The sequence below is a fragment of the Neisseria sp. CP9 genome (assembly GCF_047758525.1).
Lineage (GTDB): Bacteria > Pseudomonadota > Gammaproteobacteria > Burkholderiales > Neisseriaceae > Neisseria.
In genome coordinates, this window is the sequence record NZ_CP180502.1 from 767,015 (window position 1) to 790,527 (window position 23,513).

Genomic DNA, 23,513 nt, shown 5'->3' on the forward strand with positions numbered 1-23,513 from the left:
TGCCCTTTGAATTTGCGGTTTCGTCGGTGTAACACCGACATGACCTGTCCCGTAGTTTCCTCAAAAGAAAAGGTCGTCTGAAAATCTTTGTATTGATTTCAGACGACCTTTTGCCATTGGCACATACAATTCCCGCAAACCAAATTTCTGGAAAGGTTGATAGAAATATCTATTCGGGCAGACTGTGACCTTATTGATGCAGTGCGGGCATTACCCGCAACAGACTTTGGCAAAGAAAGATTCTCCATAAGCACGCACTTAGATTTCAAACGACCTCACAGCCATATTGGCATTTCGGGACGAATGATACCGAACTCGGACGGATAATCCACTCCGGTCAGATACAGCCCATCAGGCATAAAAGTCGGGGGGGCTTTTAATCGACTGCGCTCTTCGATTAAGTCCTGAAATCCGGAAACGCTAAGCCTGCCGCTACCAACATAAACCAATGCACCCATGATATTACGCACCATATGATGTAGAAAGGCATTGCCGTGCAGGTCTAATTTGAGGAATTGCGGCGTACCGCTGATTTTTGCGCTGTATAAGGTTTTAATGGGCGATTTTGCTTGGCATTCGGCAGCACGAAAGCTGGAGAAATCATGTTCGCCTTCTAATAATAGAGCTGCCTGTTGCATTTTTTCAGGATCGAGTTTGAGGTGCGTCCACCCTACTCTGCCTTGCAATATCGGGGAGCGGACGGGAGATGATTCCAAAAGGTAACGATATCTTCTACCGTATGCGTCAAAGCGGGCGTGAAAATGTGGGGCAACCTGCTGCGCGAACAATACAGCCACACCTTCAGGAAGATAAGCATTGACGCCCCGCACCCACGCCTGCTCGGGACGGACCACTGCGGTATCAAAATGGACGACTTGTGCAGTCGCGTGTACGCCTGTGTCGGTTCGTCCGGCAACAATAGTACGGATGGTTTCACCCGCAATCTGACTGAGTGCGCATTCCAAGGTCGTCTGAACAGTGGGTAAACCGTCGGCTTGTTTTTGCCAACCGTAAAATTGGCTGCCGTCATAAGACAGGGTTAATGCCCATCTTTGTATGGTTTTTATGGATAATGATTCGGTGTATGCAGTCATATGTCGTCTGAAAATAATAAAAGATGCCGTTTTCACGGCATCTTTTATTTTAGCATTGTTCAATTTCGATTTACTTGCCAATATTAGGCATTCAATTCGTTCATCAATGCTTGGGCTTTATTACGGATCTCACCGCTTGCGTCTTCCAGCAATTCAGTCAATGTCTCGCGGGCAGCATCGGGATCGCCGATTTCAACATACATTTTAGCTAGGTCATATTTAGCTTCCAGCGGAGCTGTCATACCGACGGACTCGGAGATGAAGCCTGAGTCAAAACCGGAATGTTCATTACTGTTGTCGGCAGTATCTTCAACACCCAGATTTTCCCATTCGATAGTTTCGTCAGCGCTGGCTTCTTGAGTGTTTTCAATACTGAAATCTTCACCATCTTGGAATGATAAAGGTTCGTCTTGTTTAATCTCAAACGGCTGAACATCGGCTTCAGGCTGTGGCTGCTCTGTTTTTTCAATAACGAAGTCCAGCGCTTCCTCAGAGCTATCTGCCTGTTTGTCTGCTGTTTCAACTTCAGCCAACACTTCTTCTTGTATGTCTGCGACTTCAACTTCAGACGACGTTTCTTCTTGTGCGCCTAATTCAGGGAAAGGCTCAATAGCTTTAGCCGCTTTTGGCTCTTCCGCGAAGAAATCCCAACCCTCTTCCGATTCTTCAGATTTGGCTTCTACTTCTTCTGCTTCTGCATCAATTGTTTCTGATTTAGGCTCTTCCACCTCTACTTCGAAAGGAATTGGCTCTTCTTCCGGTGCTTGTGGTTGAGCTTCTGACAGGTCGTCTGAAACAGATGGTGCTACAAAAGAGGAAACGTATGGGGCCTCTTCCTCATGAGCAACCTCTTTTTCTACTGCTTCTACTTCAGCAGCTCTGTCTTCCATTACAACAGCAACATGTTGATATGGATTTTCCGGCTCAGGCTCATATACACTTTCGGTAGATTCGACAGTATCCCAATCGATATCACGGCGTTTTTCGGTTTCTTCGTCGATGGTTACGGCGCTAGACACGATGCTGGCTTGAGTATTGTCCAGTTCGTTCAGATCCAGATCGACGTTTTCTTGTGCAGGTTCGGCAACCGGAGTCGGCTCATTAAAGAATACTTCATCATCGAAATCATCTTCAATTTCCAAACCGTCTTCTTCAGGTTTAGGAGCTTCTACGACAGTTTTCGGAACTACTGCTTGTGGTTGTGGCTGCAGTTGTGGTGCAGCAGCGGCAGGAAATACATCGTCTTCGATACTGATATCGAGATCGTCTTCATCCTGTTCATCCTCATTTATTGCACTAACAACAGACGTAGGCGCGACAGCGGATTTCTTACGTTTGCCCAACAAGAACAACAGCAGGAACAAACCTGCAAAAGCTGCGCCACCAATCAACAACCAGCGCCATAAACCGCTGTCTTCTGAAACTGCTTCCTCTTGTTGTTGTTTTTCTGTGGCAACTGCCGAGGCAATACGCGCTTCTACGTCAGCTTGTGCCTGAGAAATTTCTTGAGGTTCCGCGTTTACTGCTGCAGACGATGCATCTGGTTCAGGCAGAACTTTCACTTGCTCTGCAGATGCTGCGCCTGTTTCAGCTTTATTTTGTTCCGGAGCGCTCGCCGCCGTTACCGCGGGTTTGTTTTCGGGCTTGGCTTCTTGTGTCAGCTCAGCTTTTTTATCCTCTTTTTTATTTTCTACTTTGGTGTTTTCTACCGGGGTCTCTTTAGGTGCTGCTGTAGGAACTGTTGTGTTACCCGCTTTTTCAGACGAGCCTTGAGTTTGAGGCTTATTGCTTTCCTGAACCGGAGGTTTGACTTGGGCAGGTTTGGACGCCGTCGATTTCATATCGCTATGCATCGGGATGTACAAGACTTTACCTGCAAGCATACGGTCTGCATCTTTACCGATGAAAACACCGGGGTTCGCCTTAACCAATGCCTGTATGGTTTGTTCGACAGTCATACCTTGCGGGCGGATTTTGGTGGCAATTTCAGTCAGAGTCTCACCCTGACGAACCAGATGCTGCTTGCCATAACGAATCTCAGTGCCATTAGCACGGACAGCAGGTTGTTGCTGTTGTCTTGATGGCTGAGCCTGCGCTGCTTTATTGGTATTGTTTTTATCTTTTTTTGTATCCTCCTTGCGACCGGCTTCGCTTTGATTTCCGTTTTGTATCGCACGATTGATGCGGTCGCGCGCGGCTTGGCGATCAAATTGAGAATGGTATGAATTGTTGTCAGCCGAAGAATTGGAATTAGATGCAGATTCACTGCGTGCGCGGCTTGAACCATCCGTTTTGCCGGAATAGCCCGCAGGATCAATGATGGCTGTGTATTCGCGTGATTGCGAACCTGCGCCGACTTGGAAAATCAACACAGGATCTTTAATCGCTTTGTTTGAGCGGATGGTCACGACTGCTTTGTCGCCTGACTTATGAACACTGGTACGCAAATTGCTATTGGAAACAGTTGCTTTTCCGCCTTTCAACAGCGCTTGAGCCTCGTCACCGGTTACGGTGATACTGCCTGAAAACGGCTCGCCCAGGTGGGATTGGACGTTCAACCCGCCAAGCCCGGCACTCGCACCAAACGACACTACCAAGGCCACAGATGCCGCGATTAATTTGATTTTATGATGGTTTTTCAAAACTTGTCCCCTGTGTAAAATGACAACCCTGCTAGAACTGCTACATGCTTAACCGTATATTACGATATATTACGTTATGATATCTTCTAAAGTCGCAGTCTGCCAAGTAATCCGATGAATTAAGTGATGAAACAAACGAGAAATTAACAGGTTTGTAATTTCTGTGTTTCTTTTTTACAAATCTTACTGATAACATAGTTTATCATCCCAACAGCATTTTTTAAACCCCTTTTTTAGATTATCGCCCGCCTGCATCGGCAATTTCAGTTCAAGGTGGTGCAAAAAGGTAAGGCTGCCTGTATGATTAGCGTTTGACCGATTGGTTTCATCTTTTTTGTTTGTTTGATTATGAAAGTTTTAAGCGATTTATTAGCAGTCATTTTGTTTTTCCTGACTTACACGATAACGAAAAACATGATTACTGCCACTGCAGTTGCCGTCGTATTCGGCATTTTGCAGGCTGGTTTTACTTACTGGAAATACAAAAAACTCGATACGATGCAATGGGTCGGCCTGATCCTGATTGTCGTATTCGGCGGCGCAACCATTCTACTCCGTGATGACCGTTTTATCATGTGGAAACCGACCGTTTTGTTCTGGATTGGCGCATTGGTTTTACTGATCAGCCATTTAAGTGGAAAAAACGGACTAAAAGCGACTATGGGTAAAGAGTTGGAGCTGCCTGAACATGTTTGGAGCAAACTGACTTATGCCTGGGTCGCATTCATGATATTTTTAGGTATTGCCAACTGGTTTGTGTTTACCCACTTCAAAGAACAATGGGTAAATTACAAAATGTTTGGCTCTACCGGCTTTTTGTTTGTTTTCTTTATCGCTCAATTTTCCTATTTGAGCCGGTATTTACCCAAGAAGGATAGTTAATGGAATATTACATGCTACTGGCTACTGATGCCGACGATGTTCACGAAGCGCGCATGGCGGCACGCCCTGCTCATCTGCAACGCTTGGAAGCTTTGAAGGCAGAAGGACGTCTTCTGACCGCCGGCCCCAACCCTCTTCCCGACAATCCGGAGCGCGTGTCCGGCAGCTTGATTGTGGCTCAATTTGAATCTTTGGATGCTGCTCAAGAATGGGCCGAACAAGACCCTTACGTAGATTCGGGCGTCTATGAAGAAGTATTGATTAAACCGTTCAAAGCCGTATTCAAATAATGGATATGCGCGAGGCCATCGAAGGTCGTCTGAAAACACTGAATCCTGTCTTCTTTGACTTTCAGGACGACAGCCACCTGCATGCGGGTCACGCAGGGAACAAAGGAGGTGGGCATTATACCGTCGTGGTCGTCAGCGAAGCTTTCGACGGCATCAGCCGTCTCAACCGCCAACGCACCATTAAAACCTTACTGCACGATCTGTTTTCCGAAGGGCTGATTCACGCATTGAGCATCAAAGCGGCCACTCCGGACGAATACTTCCACTAAATTACAGACATACTGGACATAAAAAGAGAAAATTATGAAGAAAAAACATCTCATCTCTATGCTGATGACTGCCTTGGTTTCCGGCAGCCTTTCTGCCCAAACTTTGGTTACTGTTAACGGTCAAGCCATCGACAGCAGCGTCATTGATGCCCAAGTTGCCGCGCTGCGTGCCACAAACAATAAAATTCCCGATTCTCCCGAACTACGCAGGGAGCTGACCGAGCGCCAAGTCATCAATACCGTCGTATCACAAGAAGCCAAACGCCTGAAACTCGACCAAAGCGCCGAATTCAAACAAGCTTTGGAACATGCCCGTACGGATGCCAAAAAACAAGGTGCCGATAAAAAAGCACATTTCAAAACCGAATGGGCGGCATTTGAAAGCGATTTACTTGGACAAGCTTATGCGATTCACGTCCTCCGTCAAAATCCTGTCCAAGAAAAAGACGTCAAAACCGCTTACGATAATTTCAGCAACTTCTACAAAGGCACTCAAGAAGTACAACTGGGCGAAATTATTACCCGCACCCAAGCGGATGCCCAAAAAGCCATTTCTGATTTAAATGCCAAGAAAAGCTTTGCCTCCGTCCTGAAGCAATATTCAATAGATGAACGCGCCAAACAAGCGGGCGGCATCCAGCAAGGTTATGTTCCCTTAAAAGATTTGCAGGAGGCTGTTCCCCCGCTCTATGCCGCAGTTAAAGATTTGAAAAAAGGCGCGCACACTACAACGCCTCTGCAAGACAGCGACGTATATGCCGTCTTCTATGTCAACGACCGTCGGGATGTAAAGCTTCCGTCTTATGACGAATCCAAAAGCAGTATAGCCCAAGACCTGCAAGCCTCCCGCGTCGATGAAGCACTACAATCTCTGTTGCAAAAAGCCACAATTAAATAACTGTTCACGGAGTTTTTATAATGAAACACCAAACTGCCGCCGCAGTCATCATGGCGACGGCTGTTGCCGGATTCGCCGTCGCCAAAGTGCCTGATATTGACCCAGCGCGTATAGACGGCGAAGTTGCCCGCATTCTCAAGCAAGCCGAACAGCATCCTGACTCAAAACAGCAGCCTGATGGCAAAGTGGTCCGCCAAGAAGTCGTCAAACACTTGCAAAGCATAGAAATTCTCAAAAATGCCGCACTCAAAGCCGGATTGGATAAAGACCCCGAGGTCCGTAACCAATTCCTCACTATGGAAGCGGAATTTTACGCGGCGCAATATGCCGACTATCTGAAGCGCACTGCCGAAATCAGCAATGCTGAATTATTGAAGTTTTACGATCAGCAAACCCGTATGATCAAGATTCAGCAGGTTAGCTTCGACACGCCCGAAGAAGCACGAGCAGCACAAGAATTGCTCTTGAAAGGCTTATCATTTGAAGAATTGACGAAACGATATCCGAATCAGCAACCTGCATTTGAAGATTTCGTCATGGCAAGGCAGCTGCGCCAACCGCTTGCAGGCATCTTGGGTCCAATGAATCGGGGAGAGGTAACTCGCAATCCTGTTGAAATTGAAAACAAGTTCTTCCTGTTTAAAATCAGCGAAGTACAAAAAGATCCTCAAGCACCGCCATTTGATCTGATTCGCGATCAACTCACCCAGCTGCTGAAAGAAGATAAAGCCCAACAGCAAATTCACCAGCTATTGCGTGAAAACGGTATCGAGCAATAACACGCACTGAAACGATACGGACTTCGGTAAAACCACACCGTACCGGTTTAAAGCGGATTCCCATATAAAAAGGTCGTCTGAAACCTTAAAACAAGTTTCAGACGACCTTTCGTTTACTATCTTGGTTTAATTAACCCGGTTTGCCATCCGCACGCGGACGGATGAGCCAAGGGATGTATTTCCATGCGTAAAGCAGCAAGGACAGGGCAAACAAGACTGCGGAAGTGCGGATGCTGTGGGTATAACCGGTGCCGCTGACGAAGGTTGCAATGACGCGGATGACAGTGGCGGCTATCATCAGCCAAAAGGCGACGGGTACGGATTTAGGCGGCGGATAGATGGAGTTGCCGGTATGTCCGAGCGCAGTGCGCGCCATCATGCCTAATGTCAGGACGCCGATACCGCCGACGCCGATGAGATGTACGCCAAGATTAAGGAAAGAGCTGTGGAAGTAGGAAGCACCGATGGCAATCAATCCCAAACCTGTGAACAAATAGCCTGCGAACAAAATCCACAGCATCGGTTCTTTCAGAACGGCTTTATACCACCAGCGGTAAACCTGTACGGTAAAAATCACGCCCGCTGCAAAGGCAAAAGCAGATGAAAGCCAAGGCAGGGCATGGTGCGCCATCAGCATGGCAGTCAGCATGGGCAACCAGAGGGATGCGTGAGCGACCCACATAGGGCTGGGGATTTGCGGAACATTCAGGCGTTTGGAGGTAAAGAAGGAAATAATCCGCATACCGATAAGGCCAATAAAGCCTGAGACCATAATCAGACCGGACTGCAGCCCGCTGAGCAGTGCAGATGCGTTTCCGGCATGCAGTTGGAAGTGGAATGCGGCATGCGTGCAACCCAGGACGACGATGGCGAATACGGCGACGTAATTGCGTTTGTTTTTGGAACGGATGACAGGCAATGCCATGCAAACTGCGCCGTACCAAAAAAACAGCGTACCGAGTATGCCGCTGGCGGTTGCACCCCAGCCCGGAATGAAAACGGCAATCCTTGCCGCCAACCAAAAAGCGGTCAATCCTGCCAAAACGCCGCCGCGCGTGGGCGGCTGCCCCGTCCAAGTGGCAACGGCAGTCAACAGAAAGGCAATGACGACGAGTCCGGCATAGCCCCAGATCATCTCATGGGCGTGCCAATAAAAATTGGACAACTCGGGCGTACCCGTATAGCCGAAGCCCCAAAGCAGGATGGAGAGTGCGCCGTATAGTGCCGCCAGCGAGTAAAACGGGCGGAATGCCATTGCCCAAACAGGGTGTTTGAAAAAGGCGGTCATGGTAGTTCCTTGGTTTGTTTTTTGAATGGTTTGTTTTAGGTTTGAATAGACAGGAGGGTCGTCTGAAAACACTAAAATCGTGCTTTTGGACTTTTCAGACGACCTTTTTTATCAGATTCCTTCGGGTTCCGGTAAAAACGGCTCGACTACGGGAAACAGTTCGCGTTCTTCAAAACGGGCATGGTCGCGTAGGGTAACGGCAAAGTCCTTATTCCATGCTTCGTTAAGATATTCAGGATTTGCCATCATACTGCGCAGTTTGGCGTGTTCGGCTTCGAAACGTTCGCGCATCGCAACGGGAATATTCTGCCAATGCGGGGCGAACATGGTTTCTTCTTCGACAAAATGCGGTTCCAATTCAAGGAAATGGGCTTCAAGCTCTGTTTGATGGCTTTCAGCGGGCGCACGCAGGAGGCGGACGCAGAGTGAAAGAGCGTGATGGTGTTCGCGGGAAAGTTCGATAAGTGCTGGGTGGCGTTTTAACGGCTTCATAATATTTGATTATAATGATAATAAATTATCAAACTACACTGGATTAATTTAAATGTTTCAGATATTATGAAACTTAATCATATATAAAGTCAAACACATAACGGCGACAATTTCCCACTGGAAACACTGCCGCCGCCCTAAAAAAATAATATATTCTGAACAGAGAAAACCATGTATCTGACGCAACATACGGATTATGGTCTGCGGGTATTGATTTATGCGGCCATAAACGACGATTCGTTAGTCAATATCGGAACCATTGCCGAAGCCTATAACATTTCCAAAAGTCATTTGATGAAAGTCGTTACCGCGCTTGTCAAAGGCGGATTCCTGACCAGCATAAGAGGGAAAGGGGGCGGACTGCGTCTTGCCGACACACCTGATAAAATCAATGTCGGAGCGGTCGTTCGCCATCTTGAACCCATGCAGGTTGTCGAATGCATGGGAGAGAACAACGAATGCCTGATTACGCCGTCTTGCCGCCTGACCGGCATTTTGGGCGGAGCGATTAAGGCTTTCTTTGCGCATTTGGACGGGTTTACTTTGCAGGATCTACTCAATAAACCGACCTACGATTTACTATATGAACCCAAAATCGAAATCGTTGTCGAAAAAACAGACGATAAATCAGCATAAGCTACCTACCCTGCCGATATGTTTTAAGAGACTTAACTGAAAACCCGCACAATCCCAAAATAGGAAACATCTGATCATTCTTACAACCACAACATTTCACAAGCATCAAATTTTCTATTTTCAGACGACCTTTTTGGGAAAGTGTACGGGTTCATCCCGCTATTCAAGCCACACCAACTACCGACCTGCAATAGCGGGAATCAATCTAAGAACACAAACCAATCAATAAAATAATATTTTTGCAGCTTTTTCTCCTCTAAGGCACGCCATCGCCATCGTTTTATCCAAACCACTTTTATTGTAAATTTGTGAACTTTTCCAGATGAACGACTACTAATGCAGTTGACTGAGGCGTCGCTTCCTCTTTTTCTTTTGTTTTATTGTGATAATGAATAGCAATATCAAAACATTGCATTGTACATATTAATATTTTAGATTATTTCAGAATAAATATTAACTCAAAAAACAGATGTAAAAATAGGTTGCAAACAAAAATTGTTGCTATTATCATGCGTCGATTATGAATAAAGACCGAATTTTAATCCCAGTAGCCGTCATTACCGTATCATTGCTTCACGCGGGTTTGATTGCGCTTTTGTGGGAAACATACAAACCGCTTATACCGGAAATGGCAAATATTGAGTTTGTCGATTTGGCGGATTTGGGTGGTGGCGACGGAGGTGGAGACGGCACCCCCGAAGGCGAAGGTGCGCCTGCCGCTCCGGAAAAAACGCCCGAACCGCAAAAGCCCAAGCCTCAACCGAAACCCAAACCGGTCGAACAACCCAAACCACAGTTCAAGCCGGTAATAACAAAAAAAGCGGATGCCGATATTCAGCAACCGAAAGAGAAGCCCAAGCCGGTTGAGAAACCAAAACCTGAGCCTAAACCCGAACCCAAACCGGAACCTAAGCCAGAGCCCAAACCAGAGCCACGCCCAGAGCCTAAACCCCAACCCAAAGCAGAACCTAAACCTGCACCTAAAGCCTCAGACTATACCAGCAGCAAAACTGGTCCGAATACTGCGGAAAACGGTAAAGGCAACGGACAAGGTAAAGCTCCTCATGGCGACAGCAAAGGAAACGGCGGAGGCAACAAAGGTCCTGGTAACGGACAAGGTGAAGGCAGCGGCCCCGGCAGTGGTGGCAACAAAGGCGAACATGGTTCAGGTAGTGGCAGTGGAGGAGGTTCCGGCGGTGGAAATGGCCCTGGAGCCGGACCGGGTAGTAGTAGAGCCAATCCCGTTAAAGGCGGCACTTGCCATATTCCTAAACCGCCATATCCGCCTATAGCGGCAGAAAACGGAGATACAGGTACAGTTATGCTGAGTGTCTTGGTTGGCCCAGGAGGAAAAGTTGCTGAAGTTAAAATTTTAAAACGCAGTGGCTCCAATGCTCTTGACCAAGCTGCCCGTAAAGCAGTTAAAAATGGTGCTTGCAATGCCTCTGTCTGGACTGAATTCCGAGTCCCGGTCTCTTTTACTCTTGAGTAATCGAGCGCAACACCTTTATCGACAAAAGTTTTAATTTACTTGGAAAATTTGGAAAAATTATGGATTTAAAAACAATATTCGAATCAGGCGATTTTGTTCTGATCAGTGTATTCGTGTTGATGTTAGTAATGAGTATCGTGACCTGGTGTCTGATTATCCTGCGCTCCATCAAACTGAAAAAAGCCAAAACCGCCAACGCACTCGTTAAAACGCAAATGCTTAATGCCTTTACGCTTACCGAAGCCGTGCAAAAAGTGAAAGATATTGATGCGCCCATGAGCCGCGTAGCGGACGAATCCCTGCGTGCCTACCAAAGCTATCGTCAAAGCAACGCGAAAACACTGACTACCGAGCTGCCTTTGAACGAATACCTCGTCATTCAAATCCGAAACAGCATGGAACAAAACATGCGCCAGTTTGATTACGGCATGACTGCTTTGGCATCCATCGGTTCAACTGCCCCGTTTATCGGCTTGTTCGGTACGGTCTGGGGGATTTACCACGCCTTGATCAATATCGGTCAAAGCGGTCAAATGAGTATTGCCGCAGTAGCCGGCCCGATTGGTGAAGCCTTGGTATCAACCGCCATCGGTTTGTTTGTCGCCATCCCTGCTGTCTTGGCGTATAACTTCCTCAACCGCGGCAAGAAAACCCTCTCTCAAGATATGGACGCTTTCGCACACGATTTACACGTCCGCCTGTTGAATCAAAAGGACTAAATTATGGCATTCGGCTCTATGAATTCCGGCGATGATGCACCGATGTCAGACATCAACGTCACGCCTTTGGTCGACGTGATGCTGGTACTGTTGATCGTTTTCATGATCACCATGCCCGTACTGACCCACTCGATTCCTTTGGAACTGCCGTCCGCTTCAGAAAATGCAGCGAAGCAGAAGGAAAAGCAGCCTAAAGACCCTCTACGCCTGACCATAGATGTTAATGGCAACTATTACATCGATGGTGATTCTGCAACCAAAGCGGATATTAATACGGTTACTTCCCGACTGAAAACTGAAAAGCAGAAAAACGCCAATACCATCGTTGCCATTTCAGCAGACAAGGCCGTTGAATACGAATATGTCAACAAAGCCCTCGAAGCTGCCCGCGAAGCAGGTATTACCAAAATCGGCTTTGTGACCGAAACTAAAGCACAATAATACCGGCAGTAAAAAGGTCGTCTGAAAAGCATTCCTACTTTTCAGACGACCTTTTACATACAAATCAGACACAGCCTAAATACATCCAATACACTCATTTTCAGTAATTCCTCTTTTCTTCATAGTGCAGATGAACCGCATTTTTTATAAATTCGACTTCCTAGACACTCAAATCTGCCCTAACCTTCCTGATTGGAGAATAGTTAGACACAAAGCCGGAGACTCTCCATTCGCTCAAGGATAAGGGGTCGTCTGAAACCTTCACTCTTTTCTGTATAAATACCCTTAGCCGCTACAATATAAGGATTCGGGAAGGTTGTTTTTAACACCCCTATTCCCCGATTTCCCTTAATAACAAAACCACCATGCCGGATTAGCATCCACCCAATAAAGCGATGAAACCATCTTTATCTTCAATCAAACGAGCACAGAACACACTCTCTACAAAACACTTTCCATTTCAAAAAAGGTCGTCTGAAACCAGATGTGTAACATAGTGGATTAACTTTAAATCAGGACAAGGGGACGAAGCCGCAGACAGTACAGATAGTACGGAACCGATTCACTTGGTGCTTCAGCACCTTAGAGAATCGTTCTCTTTGAGCTAACGCGAGGCAACGCCGTACTGGTTTAAAGTTAATCCACTATAAAAAAGGCAAACCCGATTAGGTTTGCCCTTTTTATTACAAGACTTAATGAACGTCTTTCCAATATTCTTTTTTCAGGAAGTATGCCAGAGGCAGCATTACTGCAAACAAGAACATCAACACGATATAGCCTGTACGTTTGCGCTGGAGTTGCGCCGGTTCACCCATGTAAACCAAATAGTTCACCAAATCGCGTACATAAGCATCGTACTCTGTTTGGACGACTTTGCCGTTTGGCAAACGACGGCTGTGCGCGCCGGTAGATTCCCAATAGAGCTTGGGTTTCAATTCGCCATGTTCGTCTTTCACCATGACCGGCTGACCTTTGGCATCCAGCTCAACTGCTTGAACGCCTTGTTGCTCCCACAAGGGGTGAGGCATGCCGACTTTGTCGAATACGACGTTGTTCCAGCCGCTAGGACGGGTCGGGTCTTTATAGAAGCCGCGCATATAGGCATACAGATAATCCGCGCCTTTAGAACGGGCAATCAGTGTCAGGTCCGGAGGAGCCGCACCAAACCATTTGGCAGCATCTTTAGGATTCATCGCCGCCAACATGACATCACCGACGTTGTCTGTCGTAAACATCAGGTTTTTCTTGATTTCTTCGTCAGTCAAACCGATGTCTTTCAGACGGTTGAAGCGCATACCGCTTGCCGAGTGGCAGGATAAGCAGTAGTTGGTAAAAATTTGAGCACCGCGCTGCAAGCTGACTTGGTCGCGCAGGTCAATCTCGACTTTTTCATAGTGTCCGCCACCGCTGGCGACGGCGGCACTCATAGGCACTGCCAATAACAAGGCAGCAAACCAGTTTTTCAGGGTATGTTTCATTTTCGCTGCCCTCATCAGATATTGGTTGCAAACAGGTAAGCACCCACTGCGGTAATACCGACATAAACAAAGAACATGATTTTTTGTTTAGTGGTGCTCATGGTTACGCGTTCCGGAACCGGTTTGTTTGTATCCAGTTTGGTATAGAACGGCATACCCAGGAAGAATGCAAAATAGACGAAGGACAGGATACGCGCAACCAAAGTACGGGTCTCGGTTGCTACCATCGCACCCAAAATACCCAAACCGATAAAGGCAATGATGAACAGAACCAACGCAGTTTTGAAGATTGGGCCGCGATAGCGGACGGATTTCACTTCACCTTTATCCAACCAAGGCAACAGGGCAATCAGGACAACTGCTGCCCCCATACCGATTACCCCCCAAACCTGAGTACCGAGGAATGAAGGAATCGCACGCAAAATAGCGTAGAACGGGGTAAAGTACCATACTGGTGCAATGTGCGGCGGTGTTTTCAGCGCGTTTGCCGCGTCAAAGTTCGGGGCTTCAAGGAAGTAGCCGCCGCCTTCGGGTGCGAAGAACAATACGGAGCAGAAAACAATCAGGAATACGACAACGCCCAAGATGTCTTTGACGGTGTAGTACGGATGGAAAGGAATGCCGTCGAGCGGAACGCCGTTTTCATCTTTGAGTTTCTTGATTTCCACGCCGTCAGGGTTGTTCGAACCCACTTCGTGCAAGGCGATGATGTGTGCCACGACTAAACCGAGCAACACCAGCGGTACGGCAATAACGTGCAGTGCGAAGAAGCGGTTCAGGGTAACGTCGGAAACGTTGAAGTCGCCGCGAATCCAAGTGGATAAATCAGGACCGATAACAGGGATGGCGGAGAACAGGTTAATAATCACCTGCGCGCCCCAGAAGGACATTTGACCCCAAGGCAGCAGGTAGCCCATAAAGGCTTCGGCCATCAATGCTAGGAAAATCAGGGAACCGAAAATCCACACCAATTCGCGCGGTTTTTTGTACGAACCGTAAATCAAGCCGCGGAACATATGCAGGTATACGACGATGAAGAAGAAAGATGCGCCGGTAGAGTGCATGTAGCGGATAATCCAGCCGCCGGACACGTCGCGCATGATGTACTCTACTGCGGTAAAGGCAGCAGGCAGGTGATAGGCATTCAGGTTGCCGTCCGGTTTGTAGTTCATGGTCAGGAAGATACCGCTGACGATTTGAATTACGAGGACGAGCAGAGCCAAAGAACCGAAGTAGTACCAGAAGTTGAAGTTCTTCGGCGCGTAGTATTGAGCCAAATGCTCATTCCACATTTTAGACAGAGGGAAACGAGCGTCCGTCCAGTCTAACAATGCTTTTGCTTTGTTATTGGTTTGGTTTGCCATAATTATCGTTCCTTATTTTTAGTCTTCGCCTACCAAGACTGTCGTATCGCTCAGATATTTGTAGGGCGGAACAACCAGGTTGGTCGGTGCAGGAACACCTTTATACACGCGGCCTGCCATGTCGAATTTCGAACCGTGGCACGGACAGAAGAAACCGCCTTTCCAGTCTGCACCCAAATCGGCAGGGGCAACGTCAGGACGGTAGGTCGGCGAGCAGCCCAAATGGGTACAGATACCGATGGCTACAAGGATGTTCGGCTTAATCGAACGGGTCTCGTTTTTAGCATATTCGGGCTGTTGATCCGCATCCGAATTAGGGTCAGCAACCGCGCCGTTCAAACTTTTCAGGTCTTTGAGCTGCTGATCTGTGCGGTTAACCACCCAAATCGGCTTACCTTGCCATTCGGCAGTCAACATTTGTCCGGATTCGATTTTACTGACATCGATTTCGACGGCAGCACCTGCGGCCTTGGCTTTTTCCGACGGAAAAAAGCTTGCCACGAAAGGCGTAGCTACGCCCAAAGCCGCCACACCGCCCGCGCCGCATGTAGCCAGCGTCAGAAAGCGGCGGCGACCGCTATTGATTTCTTGATTATCCATTATTCAGTCGTCCTAAAATTTTGGGAATACCGAGCCATTAAACGATGTAATTCTACCTAGTTTGCCGTGATACTCAAAGCATTATTTAAATTAAGGTAAATTTTCATGACGATTATCAAGGCTTAGGCGGGATTATCTTCGTCGAAATGACAGATTTCCAACTCGAAATGCCGGGCTACGGCTTCGCCCAGGGCGCGGATGCCGTAACGTTCCGTCGCATGGTGTCCCGCGCTGACAAAGGCAACGCCTGTTTCATTGGCAAGGTGAAACTGCGCTTCCGAGATTTCTCCGGTCAGATAAGCATCGACACCTTCGTCTATGGTCGTCTGAAAAAATCCCTGCGCACCGCCGGTACACCATGCGATGCGTTTGATTTCGCGCGACATATCGCCGACGGCTACGGGTTGCCGCCCCAGCGTTGCAGCAATGTGTTGCAACCATTCAGCCAAAGTCTGCGGCGTTTTCAGACGACCTATATTCAACAGGTTCTGTTCTCCGAACTGCCTTTCGACTTCCCAACCCAACTTATCGGCAAGCTGCGCGTTATTGCCCAAGACAGGGTGCGCATCCAGCGGCAGGTGGTAGCCCGCCATATTGATTTGGTGTTGCAATAATGTTTCGATGCGCGCTTTTTTCCAACCCGTAATCGTTACCGGCTCGCTTTTCCAAAACATCCCGTGGTGCACCAAAAGCATATCCGCGCCCTGCTCTGCAGCGAAATCAACCGCCGCTTTGCTTGCCGTCACCGATGTCGCAATTTTGCCGACTTCCGCCCTGCCCTCGACCTGCAAACCATTGGGCGCATAGTCCTTGAACATTCCGACCTGCAACACCTCGTCGCACCACGCCAAAATATCGTTGCGTTTCGCCATATCATTCCTTTCAACACATAGCGGATTGAATTTCACGGGACAAGACGGAACAACGCCATCCCTGTTTCAAGTCAATTCACCGCATTCATACAAAATCGGACGCACATTCTAACCGCAAACCATGACGCATCCCAATCCCTACGCCGTTCAACACGCGCCCGCATTTACACCCCGGCATGAAATATTTTAATATTGCCCGTTTCAAAAGGTCGTCTGAAAGCGTAAAAACCAATGGATTCCATCATCGAACTGCGCCATCTCAAAACCCTGCTAGCACTCGAAGAAACCGGCAGCGTATCCCTTGCCGCCAAGCGCGTCTTTTTGACCCAATCCGCCCTTTCGCACCAAATCCGCGCGCTTGAAAACTATTACGACACGCCCCTGTTCGAGCGCAAATCCACACCCTTGCGCTTCACGCCCGCCGGCGAACGCCTGTTGCGGCTCGCACGCGAACTCCTCCCGCAAGTTTCCGCCGCCGAGCGCGACCTCGTCCGCATCATCGAAGGCGAAGCAGGCGAATTGCGGCTGGCAGTCGAATGCCACACCTGTTTCGACTGGCTCATGCCCGCGATGGGCGAATTCCGCCCCATGTGGCCGCAAGTCGAATTGGACATCGTTTCCGGCTTTCAGGCAGACCCCGTCGGACTCCTGCTGCAACACCGCGCCGATCTCGCCATCGTATCCGAAGCCGAAAAGCAAAACGGCATCAGCTTCCGCCCCCTGTTTGCCTACGAAATGGTCGGCATCTGCGCCCAAGACCACCCGCTTGCCGCCAAAACCGTTTGGGAGGCAGAAGACTTCATCGGCGAAACCCTCATCACCTATCCCGTTCCCGACGAAATGCTCGATCTGCCCAAAAAAATATTGTTACCCAAAGGCATCAACCCGCCGCGCCGCCGCAGCGAACTAACCATCGCCATCATCCAACTCGTCGCCAGCAAACGCGGCATCGCCGCCCTGCCCTACTGGACCGTGATGCCCTATCTCGAAAAAGGCTACGTCGTCCACCGTCAAATCACTGCCAACGGCCTGCAAAGCGAACTCTACGCCGCCACGCGTACCGAAGACGCAGACAAAAGCTATCTCGACAACTTCTGCCAAATCGTCCGCGAACGCAGCTTCACCGACCTCCCCGGCTTAAGCGAACTGACAATGTCCGGGCAGGATTGATGTTTTCTTGAAACAGGGTGTCACAACATTCACACACTTCGATTTCCATATCAAAAGGTCGTCTGAAAACCCAAATCTCAGGTTTTCAGACGACCTTTTTACTTCATCTCCCCGATTTAGCCTTCTTCAGGCAGCTTGGTGATTTTTACCCGCTCGATGCGTTGACCGTCTTTTTCAACGACTTGGAAACGCCAGCCGTGGAAATCGGCAAAATCGCCGACATCGGGAATGCTTTGCAGTTCTTCCATAATCAGTCCGGCGACGGTGTGGAAGTCGGCATCTTCTTCTTGCGGCGGGAGGTTCAGTTGCGGCGCGAGTTCGACATATTCAAACGAACCGTCCACAGTCAGACTTTCATCGGCATTTTCTTGAACGGCGGGTTCTTCTTGGCGTTCAAACTCTTCAGGAAATTCGCCTGCGATGGTTTCCAGCAGGTCTTTCATGGTAACCATGCCCAAAACCGCGCCGAATTCATCGACCACCAAAGCATAATCCGCGCTGCTTTGGCGGAACAGTTCAATCGCACCCAATGCAGTCGTACTGTCCGGCAGGACTAGCGGCTGACGTAGGACGGCTTGGATATTGAGTTCGCCGGTTTCGAGTAGTTGGGCGAGCAGGTCTTTTTTGTTGATGTAGCCCAACGGTTCATCGACACCGGCTTTACCGACGACGAGCAGGCGGCTGTATGGGGTATTTTGCAGTTGGGCGTGTTGCTCTTCGCGGCTTTGGGAAATGTCCAAACGCTCAATGTCGCGGCGGGGAATCATCACGCCGAGGATGGGACGTTCGGCAAGCGTGAGGACACTGCGTATCATGGATTTTTCGTTTTCCTCAAAATGCCCGTCGTCCTCTGCTTCGTCGCCCGCTTTGGCAAGCACGCTTTCGCGTATGCCCATCATGCCCAAGACGTTCTCGGCGGTGCGCTTGCGCCACGAGCTGCTGATATAGTCGTTTTTGCGGCTGTTGCGTTGCGAAACTTGGTTAAACACTTCAATCAGGATGGAGAAGCCGATAGCGGCGTAGAGGTAGCCTTTCGGGATGTGGAAATGGAAGGCTTCGGCGATGAGGCTGAAACCGATCATCAGCAGGAAACCTAAGCAGAGCATGACGACGGTAGGATGCCTGTCTACAAACTCGGTCAGCGGTTTGCTCGCGGAAATCATGACGGTCATGGCAACGGCAACCGCGCCCATGGCGACGACGATGTGATCGACCATGGCGACGGCAGTGATGACGGAATCGATGGAAAATACCGCGTCAAGAATCAGGATTTGGGCAACCACGCTCCAAAATCTCGCGTGTTTCTTCTGGCTGTCGGCAACGGCAAATTGGTTATGCCCTTCGAGGCGTTCGTGCAGTTCGGTGGTGGCTTTGTAGAGCAGGAAGATACCGCCCGCGAGCATAATCATGTCTTTGCCGGAAACGTCCAACCCGCTGATGTGGAACAGCGGGCGCGTCAGGGTCATGATGTGTGCCATGAAGCCGAGCATGATGATGCGGATAATGACCGCAAGCCCCAAACCGGTAATGCGCGCGCGGTCGCGTTGGGCGGGTTTGACTTTGTTCGCCAAAATGGCGACGAAAACGAGGTTGTCTATCCCCAAGACAACTTCGAGTACCAGAAGCGTGGCAAAGCCTATCCAAGTATGCGGCTCTGCCAACCAACTGAAATCCATGATTTTTCTATTCCTTTGTGTTCAAACGCGAAAAGGCAGCCTGAAACGCTCAAGCTGCCTGATTCATATCGATACGCACGAAAAACGGCGGGCGGTCATGCTGCTCTGCTCTGGGTCTTTCATGTGTGCGTATGTCTCAAGTAAAAATAATGTAAATAGTTTAGCAGTTTGGAAGGCGGATGGCAAAAGGTCGTCTGAAAACAAGGAAATTGGCTTTCAGACGACCTCCCAATCGGCTTTAAATAACCTGCTCTTTGTTTTTGGCCGCAGCGGCGTTTTTCGTCATAAAACCGTCTATCGGCGCATAACCCACGAAATCAGCGTTTTCATCCATGATGACTACCCAGTCTTTTGTACGGCTGCTGGTCAGAGGCAGGAAGAACAAAGGTTTGCCGGACGAAGTCACTTTGGCTGATTTGATAATGTCCGTTTCAGACATATTGCGCGCGGCAGCCAGTTCTGCCAACGGCTTCATCGCACGGCGGATTTTTTCGCGTTCGGCAGGACTGTCGGGCAGCCACCAATTCGGACGCATACTCGGCTCAATGCCCGTCAGCGACAAGCTCAGACTCTCATTGGCTTCTTCAACATTGACCGCCTCACGCACGCCTACGCGCTCTATACCGAACCAAGGCAAAGTTTTGAAGCCGTCTTTGGCTTTTGCCAAATCCGCCTCATCGATTTCGGCAGCAGTCACAATATTGATACGGTCACGCTCAAAAGCGGCGGCAACAGGACGGGCAAGGGATACGCTGTACAAGCCGTAAATCAAAGCGGCAAGCTGGATGGCGCCGATTAAGGAATAATCGACCACGCGCTCGCGCATTTTTTTCTTGGGGCTGGCAAGAATCAGGGTCAACAGCGGACCGCACACGATATCCACCGATACGACCAACTTATACAAATCCAAGCCTCCGGTCAGTTCGGCATAGGGAAAGGGATACCAGACTTCAAAAACAAGCAGCGCCGCCAAGCCTGCTAAAACAAGACTGACAAGCAGATGCAGCGAGGCGCTTTTCACGGCGAAACGCCATCGCGAAACATGTTGAGTATTTTCCATAATGTTTGTCCGTAACGTAATTATTTGAAATATGATTTTTTGAAGACGTCATTATATCGGAATATAAAAGTTTTGCGGAAAACCAAATAAACATTTTTTTACATATCCCATGTTAAAATCCGCATTCTTCAAATATTTCAATATGATGCTATGCATACTTCCGATATTGGCATAGACGATACGGCTCACGAATACCACGCCGACAATCCCGATTTTCCTGCCAAAACCATTGTGGCGACGCTGTTTTTCGGCGCGTTTTTCGGCTACCTCAACGACACGCTTTTAAATGTTGCGCTCACGCCGATTATGAAGGATTTTGGGGTCGACAAGACCACCGTCCAATGGCTGACGACGGGCTTTTTGCTGGTGATGGGCGCGTTCACGCCGATTACGGCGGGCGTGATTCAATGGTTTGAAACGCGCAAGATGGTGTTGTTTACGCAGGCGACGTTTTTGGCGGGTTCGCTGATTTGCTCGTTTGCGCCGACTTTCGGGATTTTGGTCGCGGGGCGGATGGTGCAGGCGGTGTCCGCCGCGTTTTTCGTGCCGCTCCTGTTTAACGGCATTTTGTCGATTTATCCGCCGAACAAACGCGGGACGGCGATGGGCGTGATTACCATGATGTTCACCGCCGCGCCCGCGATAGGACCGACGTTGTCGGGCATCATCATCGACCACACGCATTGGCGCGTGCTGTTCGGCTTTACCGCGCCGTTTATGCTGGCGGCGATGGTATTGGTGGGCAAGTATCTGACGGTCAACTTGAGCAACATCAGCCGTCCGAAGATTGATATTTTGTCGGCAGTCTTGTCGATTGCGGGCTTCGGCGGGCTGGTGTATGCGAGCAGTAATTTTGCCCGTCTGCCGCTGGCGGAATTTATCCTGCTGTTTGCCGCTTCCGTCGCGCTGGTGGGCTGGTTTGCATACCGCCAGTCCCGCTTGGCGACGCCGCTGCTGAACCTTCGGGCGTTTGAATATAAGCAGTTCCGCCACTGCGTCGTGATTCTGGCGGGCGCGGTGTTCCTATTTTTGGGTTTGGAACTGATGATGCCGATGTACACGCAGCAGGTGCTGATGCTGACGGGTACGGCGACGGGGCTGATTCTGATGCCCGCGAGCATCGCTCAAGCGGTTGCCGCGCCTTTGTTCGGCAAACTGCTGGACAAGAAGGGCGGACGGTTTGTCGTGTTGCCCGCCACGGTGATGCTGACGGTGTCGCTGGCGGTGTTGTGGCTGTTTTTGCGGATTGACACGCAAATCATGATGCTAACCGCCATGTTCACGCTGATGGCGGTGTCCGTCTCCGCCTGCGTAACGGGCGAAACCCACGGCTTGAACGCGCTGCCGAAAAAACTCAATCCCCACGGCGCGGCGATTCTGACCACCATCAACCCGATTGCCGGCGCGATCGGCGCGGCATTTTTCGTCGGCGCAACCAATATCGGCGAGAAACTTTCCTCCGCCGCTTCGCCGCAACAAGCCATGCTCGACGGCATCCATTTAGCGATGGGCAGCGCGCTGGTGTTGGGCGCGGTGATGGTGTTTTTCGCCATGCGCCTGAAACGGCATGAACCGGACAAGCAAGTTTGAACATAAGGTACCAAACAGGCATTTGAAAGAAGCCGCAAACAGTACAAAGAGGTCGTCTGAAAAAATGCAAAAACCGTCAGGACGACAGGTTATCTCTTGTTTTCTATACCGAAACCGCCTCAGTTTGCTATAATGCCCAGTTTCATCAAACCGCAATACCACACTTTAAAGGACAAAAAATGAGTTTTCTGCAAGGTAAAAAAATCCTGATCACCGGCATGATTTCCGAGCGTTCCATCGCTTACGGCATTGCCAAAGCCTGCCGCGAACAAGGCGCGGATTTGGCGTTTACCTACGTTGTTGACAAACTGGAAGAGCGCGTCCGCAAAATGGCTGCCGAATTGGGTTCCGAACTCGTGTTCCGCTGCGACGTTGCCAGCGACGACGAAATCAACCAAGTTTTCGTTGACTTGGGCAAACATTGGGACGGCCTCGACGGTTTGGTGCACGCCATCGCGTTTGCCCCGAAAGAAGCTTTGAGCGGCGACTTCCTCGACAGCATCAGCCGCGAAGCGTTTAACACCGCACACGAAATTTCCGCATACAGCCTGCCCGCATTGGCAAAAGCCGCCCGTCCGATGATGCGCGGCAGAAACTCCGCCATCGTCGCCCTGAGCTACTTGGGCGCGGTTCGTGCCATTCCGAACTACAACGTCATGGGCATGGCAAAAGCCAGCCTCGAAGCAGGCATCCGCTTTACCGCCGCCTGCTTGGGCAAAGAAGGCATCCGCTGCAACGGCATTTCCGCCGGCCCGATTAAAACCCTCGCTGCTTCCGGCATTGCCGATCTCAGCAAACTCTTAGGACACGTCGCTTCCCACAATCCGCTCGGCCGCAACGTAACCATCGATGAAGTGGGCAATACCGCCGCCTTCCTGCTCTCCGAACTCTCTTCAGGCATTACCGGCGAAATCACTTACGTTGACGGCGGTTACAGCATCAATGCCCTGAACGACGAAGAGGCGTAATGATTTGTAATATTTCGTAGGAAAAGACAACTTATTACTCAAAAATCCGTCTGAATAAGTGGTGTAAAAAAGGTACACCGGCTATTTCAGGCGGTTCTTTTTTCGTATAAAAGGCGGCATATTTCGGGAATTTTGTCATAAAAACAAATTTTAACTTTTATGAATTTTATTTAACGAATAAAACGATACTATGCCTGCCGGTTTGGAAAAGCCCGTCCGTCACTTCGGACGCACTTTTTTTATAAATTTCACTTTCATTATCCACAAACATACAGGAGGACATTTATGTCTATTGCTTCAGAATTTAAACAGTTTATTATGCGCGGCAACGTTATCGACTTGGCAGTCGGTATGGTCGTCGGTACTGCGTTCAGCGGCATCGTTAAATCTTTGGTTGACGACGTAATCATGCCCCCTATCGGTCTGTTGATCGGCGGCGTTGACTTCTCCAACCTGTTCATCACCCTGAAAAACGGTGCGCAAGCACCCGCAGAAGGCTATGCCAACTTGGCAGCCGCTCAAGCAGCCGGTGCTGTTACCCTGAACCTCGGTCTGTTCATCAACTCCGTTATCAGCTTCCTGATCATTGCTGCTGCGATTTTTGCTGTTATCAAAGCATTGAACTCCATGAAAAAAGCCGAAGCGCCTGTTGAAGAAGCACCTGCAGAGCCTAGCGAAGAAGTATTGCTGTTGCGCGAAATCCGCGACTCTCTGAACAAAAAATAATCTTTTGAAGATTTGAAATAAAAGGTCGTCTGAAAATTTTCAGACGACCTTTTTGTTTGCTTATCTCTCTGATATTAATAATTTACG

At 49.2% G+C, this 23,513-nt stretch carries 23 protein-coding genes; 13 read left to right on the forward strand and 10 right to left on the reverse strand.

What is annotated here, in order from left to right; all coding sequences use genetic code 11:
• Window positions 1-275 precede the first annotated feature (275 nt).
• Window positions 276-1,094 carry a tRNA pseudouridine(38-40) synthase TruA gene (gene truA, locus ACMYUL_RS03595; protein WP_070602344.1) on the reverse strand — a complete coding sequence of 273 codons (819 nt, stop codon included), beginning with the start codon at window positions 1,092-1,094 and terminating at the stop codon, window positions 276-278.
• A gap of 83 nt (window positions 1,095-1,177) precedes the next feature.
• Window positions 1,178-3,736: a FimV/HubP family polar landmark protein gene (locus tag ACMYUL_RS03600; RefSeq protein WP_415772100.1), complete on the reverse strand. Its 2,559-nt coding sequence runs from the start codon at window positions 3,734-3,736 to the stop codon at window positions 1,178-1,180.
• Window positions 3,737-4,084: 348 nt separating this feature from the next.
• Between ACMYUL_RS03600 and ACMYUL_RS03605 the strand changes: the two genes are divergently transcribed.
• Genes ACMYUL_RS03605 through ACMYUL_RS03625 form a run of 5 tightly spaced genes read left to right on the forward strand, consistent with a single transcriptional unit; the run spans window position 4,085 to window position 6,854 of the window.
• Window positions 4,085-4,618 carry a septation protein A gene (locus ACMYUL_RS03605; protein ID WP_342031468.1) on the forward strand — a complete coding sequence of 178 codons (534 nt, stop codon included), beginning with the start codon at window positions 4,085-4,087 and terminating at the stop codon, window positions 4,616-4,618.
• Window positions 4,618-4,908 (forward strand): YciI family protein, encoded by a 291-nt coding sequence (locus ACMYUL_RS03610; protein ID WP_415772103.1) that lies wholly within the window; start codon window positions 4,618-4,620, stop codon window positions 4,906-4,908. Before ACMYUL_RS03605 ends, ACMYUL_RS03610 begins: the two co-directional genes overlap by 1 nt.
• Window positions 4,908-5,177, forward strand: a complete 270-nt coding sequence (locus tag ACMYUL_RS03615; RefSeq protein WP_415772104.1) for a BolA family protein — start codon at window positions 4,908-4,910, stop codon at window positions 5,175-5,177. The genes ACMYUL_RS03610 and ACMYUL_RS03615 overlap by 1 nt, the downstream gene beginning before the upstream one ends.
• A 34-nt stretch (window positions 5,178-5,211) precedes the next feature.
• A complete protein-coding gene (locus tag ACMYUL_RS03620; protein WP_415772106.1) occupies window positions 5,212-6,075 on the forward strand; it encodes a peptidylprolyl isomerase in 864 nt (287 codons plus the stop codon).
• Between the two features lie 20 nt (window positions 6,076-6,095).
• The gene (locus tag ACMYUL_RS03625) at window positions 6,096-6,854 is read left to right on the forward strand and encodes a peptidyl-prolyl cis-trans isomerase (protein ID WP_415772108.1); all 759 of its coding nucleotides are present in this window, start codon (window positions 6,096-6,098) and stop codon (window positions 6,852-6,854) included.
• Window positions 6,855-6,984: 130 nt separating this feature from the next.
• Here ACMYUL_RS03625 and ACMYUL_RS03630 read toward each other — a convergent pair whose 3' ends face one another.
• Window positions 6,985-8,142 (reverse strand): NnrS family protein, encoded by a 1,158-nt coding sequence (locus ACMYUL_RS03630; RefSeq protein WP_342031464.1) that lies wholly within the window; start codon window positions 8,140-8,142, stop codon window positions 6,985-6,987.
• A gap of 111 nt (window positions 8,143-8,253) precedes the next feature.
• Complete coding sequence (locus ACMYUL_RS03635; protein WP_009310946.1) at window positions 8,254-8,634, reverse strand: hemerythrin domain-containing protein; 381 nt, start codon at window positions 8,632-8,634, stop codon at window positions 8,254-8,256.
• A gap of 171 nt (window positions 8,635-8,805) precedes the next feature.
• On the opposite strand from ACMYUL_RS03635, the gene ACMYUL_RS03640 reads away from it, so the two are divergent.
• The 4 genes from ACMYUL_RS03640 (at window position 8,806) to ACMYUL_RS03655 (ending at window position 11,922) form a co-directional block, all read left to right on the forward strand.
• Window positions 8,806-9,270, forward strand: coding sequence for an Rrf2 family transcriptional regulator (locus ACMYUL_RS03640; RefSeq protein WP_003759367.1), 465 nt, complete (start codon window positions 8,806-8,808; stop codon window positions 9,268-9,270).
• Window positions 9,271-9,790: 520 nt separating this feature from the next.
• Window positions 9,791-10,762, forward strand: a complete 972-nt coding sequence (locus tag ACMYUL_RS03645) for an energy transducer TonB (RefSeq protein WP_342031463.1) — start codon at window positions 9,791-9,793, stop codon at window positions 10,760-10,762.
• A 59-nt stretch (window positions 10,763-10,821) separates the two neighbouring features.
• Complete coding sequence (locus ACMYUL_RS03650) at window positions 10,822-11,481, forward strand: MotA/TolQ/ExbB proton channel family protein (protein ID WP_003759374.1); 660 nt, start codon at window positions 10,822-10,824, stop codon at window positions 11,479-11,481.
• A gap of 3 nt (window positions 11,482-11,484) precedes the next feature.
• Window positions 11,485-11,922, forward strand: a complete 438-nt coding sequence (locus ACMYUL_RS03655; protein ID WP_003759376.1) for an ExbD/TolR family protein — start codon at window positions 11,485-11,487, stop codon at window positions 11,920-11,922.
• 692 nt (window positions 11,923-12,614) lie between these two features.
• On the opposite strand, the gene ACMYUL_RS03660 is transcribed toward ACMYUL_RS03655, so the two are convergent.
• The 4 genes from ACMYUL_RS03660 to ACMYUL_RS03675 form a co-directional block, all read right to left on the reverse strand.
• Window positions 12,615-13,400, reverse strand: coding sequence for a cytochrome c1 (locus tag ACMYUL_RS03660; protein ID WP_210399678.1), 786 nt, complete (start codon window positions 13,398-13,400; stop codon window positions 12,615-12,617).
• A 14-nt stretch (window positions 13,401-13,414) separates the two neighbouring features.
• Window positions 13,415-14,764, reverse strand: a complete 1,350-nt coding sequence (locus ACMYUL_RS03665; protein WP_342031462.1) for a cytochrome bc complex cytochrome b subunit — start codon at window positions 14,762-14,764, stop codon at window positions 13,415-13,417.
• 18 nt (window positions 14,765-14,782) lie between these two features.
• Window positions 14,783-15,364: a ubiquinol-cytochrome c reductase iron-sulfur subunit gene (gene petA, locus ACMYUL_RS03670; protein WP_003761390.1), complete on the reverse strand. Its 582-nt coding sequence runs from the start codon at window positions 15,362-15,364 to the stop codon at window positions 14,783-14,785.
• 122 nt (window positions 15,365-15,486) lie between these two features.
• Window positions 15,487-16,236, reverse strand: coding sequence for a Nif3-like dinuclear metal center hexameric protein (locus ACMYUL_RS03675; protein WP_342031461.1), 750 nt, complete (start codon window positions 16,234-16,236; stop codon window positions 15,487-15,489).
• 231 nt (window positions 16,237-16,467) lie between these two features.
• Here ACMYUL_RS03675 and ACMYUL_RS03680 point away from each other — a divergent pair, with 231 nt between their 5' ends.
• Window positions 16,468-17,406 (forward strand): LysR family transcriptional regulator, encoded by a 939-nt coding sequence (locus tag ACMYUL_RS03680; RefSeq protein ID WP_342031460.1) that lies wholly within the window; start codon window positions 16,468-16,470, stop codon window positions 17,404-17,406.
• A gap of 116 nt (window positions 17,407-17,522) precedes the next feature.
• Here ACMYUL_RS03680 and ACMYUL_RS03685 read toward each other — a convergent pair whose 3' ends face one another.
• Window positions 17,523-19,082 carry a TerC family protein gene (locus ACMYUL_RS03685; protein ID WP_342031459.1) on the reverse strand — a complete coding sequence of 520 codons (1,560 nt, stop codon included), beginning with the start codon at window positions 19,080-19,082 and terminating at the stop codon, window positions 17,523-17,525.
• A gap of 238 nt (window positions 19,083-19,320) precedes the next feature.
• On the reverse strand, window positions 19,321-20,142 hold the full coding sequence (locus ACMYUL_RS03690) for a fimb protein (protein ID WP_342031458.1): 822 nt from the start codon (window positions 20,140-20,142) through the stop codon (window positions 19,321-19,323).
• 150 nt (window positions 20,143-20,292) lie between these two features.
• On the opposite strand from ACMYUL_RS03690, the gene ACMYUL_RS03695 reads away from it, so the two are divergent.
• From ACMYUL_RS03695 to mscL, 3 genes are all read left to right on the forward strand, one after another.
• Window positions 20,293-21,732 (forward strand): MFS transporter, encoded by a 1,440-nt coding sequence (locus tag ACMYUL_RS03695; protein WP_415772115.1) that lies wholly within the window; start codon window positions 20,293-20,295, stop codon window positions 21,730-21,732.
• Between the two features lie 179 nt (window positions 21,733-21,911).
• Window positions 21,912-22,700, forward strand: a complete 789-nt coding sequence (fabI, locus tag ACMYUL_RS03700; protein ID WP_415772116.1) for an enoyl-ACP reductase FabI — start codon at window positions 21,912-21,914, stop codon at window positions 22,698-22,700.
• A 285-nt stretch (window positions 22,701-22,985) separates the two neighbouring features.
• Window positions 22,986-23,426, forward strand: coding sequence for a large conductance mechanosensitive channel protein MscL (mscL, locus tag ACMYUL_RS03705; RefSeq protein ID WP_003766815.1), 441 nt, complete (start codon window positions 22,986-22,988; stop codon window positions 23,424-23,426).
• The last annotated feature ends 87 nt before the right edge of the window (window positions 23,427-23,513 follow it).